Source organism: Pseudomonas sp. P5_A12, from assembly GCF_056400685.1.
Genome location: NZ_JBFUKU010000405.1, coordinates 1 through 3,823 on the forward strand (window position 1 = coordinate 1; position 3,823 = coordinate 3,823).

Below are 3,823 nucleotides of genomic sequence, written 5' to 3' on the forward strand. Positions count from 1 at the left end.
GCATCACGCATGCCATCGCAGGTAGGGGTGCCGGGGCTGGTCTGGTCTTCATTCATTTGCAGTTCCTCAAGGTCGAGTGGTTGCTTTCAACTCTAAGCGTGCCRATGCCCTCTGTATTGACTCTACGGGGCGCGAAGATGACATCTCGGGACACGTCTAACGAATGGGTAAATTCTCAATGAAAGGTCTTGTTCGAAGTGCCAGCCTTACCAATTACGCAGAAATTGCCCGCTCGTTAAACATCGATCCCATGCAGCAATTGCGTCTGGTCGGTCTTGATCCGCGCTGTTTGCTGCAGCCGGATCTGAAAATCTCCATCGAAGCCGTGGCACGGTTGCTGGACAGTTCGGCGCGGGCAGCTGGCGCGGAGGATTTCGGCCTGCGCATGGCAGAAAGCCGCAAAGTCTCCAACCTCGGGCCCCTGGCACTGTTATGGCGCGAACCTACCCTGCGTGCAGCCTTGAAGGCGCTCCAGGAGTTTCTTTATCTGCACAATCAGGGTTTGGTCCTGGATATCGAGGAAAACGGCGACGTGGCGGTGTTACGGCTTGAGCTGGTCACGGTCAGCCACTTGTTTGTACGCCAGTCGGTGGAGCTGGCGGTCGCGGTGACTCACCGAATGCTCAAGGCCTTGCTCGGCAATCACTGGCATCCTTCAGTGGTCTGTTTCCGTCACTGCGATCTGCGGGACGGTAGTCGGCATCAGCGTGTGTTTGGTACGGCGGTACAGTTCAATTGCTTGATGGATGGCATTGTCTGCCGCACCAGCGATCTCGACCGGGCCTTGCCCAGCGCCGATCCAGAAATGGCCCGCTACGTTCATCAGTATCTGAAAAGTATTCACGAAGACTCCAGGACCGCCTTGCTGGAGCAAGTGCATCAGATGATCTGGATGCTGCTGCCTACCGGGCGCTGTTCGGTGGAACAGGTGGCGGCCCACTTGGGACGTGACAGACGGACGCTGCATCGGCAACTGACGCGCGAGGGAGAGACGTTTTCTTCGTTGTTGGATCAGGTCCGCAGGGAATTGGCGACACGTTATCTGGCGAACCCCCATCATCCCTTGAGCGAGATCGCCGGCGTCCTGGGTTTTTCCGAACTCAGCGCTTTTTCTCGTTGGTTCRGTCGGCTCTTCGATTGCAGTCCGTCGTCCTGGAGAACGATGCCGACATTGGCGATCAAATAGCCGCTGGTCAACATATTATTGATCTGTAGACTCACTCCATATAGTTTTGATTCTATGGATCAATTGAGGCTTGGCACATGGCAGTCCCCCTCCAGGAACAAGCATTCACCAAGAACCAGTGCGTCACGGGCTTGCGTGCAGCGGTCGGCATACTCGAAAAATGGTCTGCATCCAGCGATCAGGCCTGTCGCATCCTGCGCATTTCCCGTAGTACCTACACCCGCGCCCGGCAGCGTGATCCCTCTTGGGCCGTGGCGCTGGACGCTGACCAGATGCAGCGCATCAGTTTTGTACTCAACATCCACGCAACGCTGCGTCTGGTCTTTGATAATCCGGAAAACGTCTACGGTTTCCCGTCGATGGTCAATGACAACGAGTTTTTCAATGGGCGTTCACCGCTTGAGATCATGTCCCAGGGCGATATGATTTCTCTGTATGAAACCTTTCGGCGCATTGATGTGCTGCGGGGCGCGCAATGGTGAGGGTGAGCGAACTGGCAGAGTTTGCCGGTGAGCAATTACAGGCCTGCCGACTGGTCAATTCAAAATTTCCACCGATTGCACTGTTTGATGACGTGGCAGACGCGGACCAGTTTGAGGTGCTGTATCAGATACAGGCGCTGACCAATCCCCGACTGCACAATGAAGTGGGTCGTCTTGAGTTGATTGCGCGAGATCAGATCCCGTTCGGAATTCCTGGCTGCTCTTACGCGATCGCGCCTTTTACCCACGTTAACCCGGCGGGCTCGCGGTTCAGCGATGGCAGCTTTGGTGTGTTGTACCTGGCGGACTCCATGGAAACGGCATTGGCGGAAGTGCGGTATCACCAGAGTCTGTATTGGTCGAATGTCCGTAGCCTGAACTATGAGCGCTTTGTTTTCCGTGGGCTCTCTTGTTCTTTTGCGGATGCTGCGATGAAAGATGCTACGTCCATTGCGCTGACTGATCCTGTCTATGCTCCCGACGATTACACGCATTCCCGCCAATTGGGCAGATCGATCAAAGACGTGGGATGTCCCGGTATTCGTTACCACTCGGTGCGTATGCAAGGCAGTTTCTGCTGGGCGCTGCTGACGCCGCGACCGGTTGCATCGATTGTTCAGACGGCTCATTACGAGATGATCTGGAATGGTCAGATCACCAGTGTCAGCAAGATCAGTGAAGCCTGAATGCAATCTGAAACGGGGGCCATATGCATCCATTGCCGACATCGATAGTCACCATCAACTCAATGAAGTTCTCATAAAAAATCCCCGGCGTAACATCCGCTCCATACCAACCAATCAACACCCCGGAGCACACCATCATGAAACGCCAAACCCTCCTCAGCATCGCTTTCTCGGTTTTCGCAGTTAACGCTTTTGCCGCTACYTCTGCTCAACCTGTGGTCGCTGAAGGCGGCTCGGATCGTCTGATTGAAAGCCGTGTGGCTGAAGGGGGGTCGGATCGTCTGATCGAGAATCGCGTGGCCGCTGATGGTTCTGACCGTCTGATCGAGAATCGTGTCGCCGCTGATGGTTCCGATCGGCTGATCGAAAACCGTGTAGCCGCTGATGGTTCCGACCGGCTGATCGAAAACCGTGTAGCCGCTGATGGCTCCGACCGGCTGATGCAAAACCGCGTTGCCGAGGGTGGCTCTGATCGCCTGATCGAAAACCGCGCTGCATGAATGAGTAGCTTCAAAGCAGCCCTCAACAAAGAGCCCGGCCTGATCAGCCGGGCTTTTTCGTGAGTTTTTGTTAGTGCACTCGCCGCACTGGTTGAGCGCATCGATCACTGCACGATGCTGACAACCCGGTTGGCCTCAATGGCATGGGATGGCTTCCATCCAGGTCCTGCGATATACAGTCAGTGGGCGAACGATGCGGCGGCGGTCATTGACCAACGCTTTCGCTATACCACGCCACTCGACGTTGCAAAACCCACAATAAAAATACAGGAGTAGCAAATGTCTGAACTGAACCTGCATCCCAACGCCGCAGCCTCCTTGAAGCAATGGCACGAGATGATCCGCACGGCTGATTTGAGTGCCCTGCCCGACTTGCTGGACCCGCAAGCGGTGTTCCGCTCGCCGATGGCTCACACGCCTTATCCGGGAGCGCCTGTGGTTTCGATGATTCTCAACACCGTTGTAAAAGTGTTTGAGGACTTTGCCTACCACCGCGAACTGACGACGGCAGACGGGCTGAACGTCGTCCTGGAATTCAGCGCCAGCGTGGGCGGGAAACAGTTAAAAGGCATCGACATGATTCGCTTCAATGAACAAGGAAAAATCGTTGAGTTTGAAGTGATGGTCCGTCCCTTGAGCGGTCTGCAAGCCTTGGGTGAGCAAATGGGACAACGCCTTGGCGCTTATCTGGCAGCCAGTAAAGGCTGATTTAGTACGTTGCATTTCCGGGCTTCCCGCCGTTTAGGCGCCCGGAACTCAAGTGCTGCGCGGTGACATCACCGCGCGCAATGATCCATTGCCAACATCGATAGTCACCATCAACTCAATGAAGTTCTCTTAAAAAATCCCCGGCGTAACATCAGCTCCATACCAACCAATAAACACCCCGGAGCACACCATCATGAAACGCCAAACCCTTCTCAGCATCGCTTTCTCGGTTTTCGCAGTTAACGCTTTTGCCGCTACCTC

5 protein-coding genes are annotated in these 3,823 nt (G+C 55.1%); all 5 read left to right on the forward strand.

The annotated features are described in order from the left end of the window. The first annotated feature begins 178 nt into the window (after positions 1 to 178). The 5 genes from AC1DSG_RS28820 (at position 179) to AC1DSG_RS28840 (ending at position 3,562) form a co-directional block, all read left to right on the forward strand. Positions 179 to 1,186 (forward strand): AraC family transcriptional regulator, encoded by a 1,008-nt coding sequence (locus AC1DSG_RS28820; protein ID WP_477793915.1) that lies wholly within the window; start codon positions 179 to 181, stop codon positions 1,184 to 1,186. A 77-nt stretch (positions 1,187 to 1,263) separates the two neighbouring features. Continuing rightward, entirely contained in the window at positions 1,264 to 1,668 is a 405-nt protein-coding gene (locus AC1DSG_RS28825; RefSeq protein ID WP_477793916.1) for an antitoxin Xre-like helix-turn-helix domain-containing protein, read from the forward strand. Continuing rightward, positions 1,662 to 2,354 carry an RES family NAD+ phosphorylase gene (locus AC1DSG_RS28830; RefSeq protein ID WP_477793917.1) on the forward strand — a complete coding sequence of 231 codons (693 nt, stop codon included), beginning with the start codon at positions 1,662 to 1,664 and terminating at the stop codon, positions 2,352 to 2,354. Before AC1DSG_RS28825 ends, AC1DSG_RS28830 begins: the two co-directional genes overlap by 7 nt. Positions 2,355 to 2,491: 137 nt before the next feature. After that, the gene (locus AC1DSG_RS28835) at positions 2,492 to 2,854 is read left to right on the forward strand and encodes a hypothetical protein (protein WP_477793918.1); all 363 of its coding nucleotides are present in this window, start codon (positions 2,492 to 2,494) and stop codon (positions 2,852 to 2,854) included. A gap of 279 nt (positions 2,855 to 3,133) precedes the next feature. Beyond that, the gene (locus AC1DSG_RS28840) at positions 3,134 to 3,562 is read left to right on the forward strand and encodes a nuclear transport factor 2 family protein (protein WP_477793919.1); all 429 of its coding nucleotides are present in this window, start codon (positions 3,134 to 3,136) and stop codon (positions 3,560 to 3,562) included. The last annotated feature ends 261 nt before the right edge of the window (positions 3,563 to 3,823 follow it).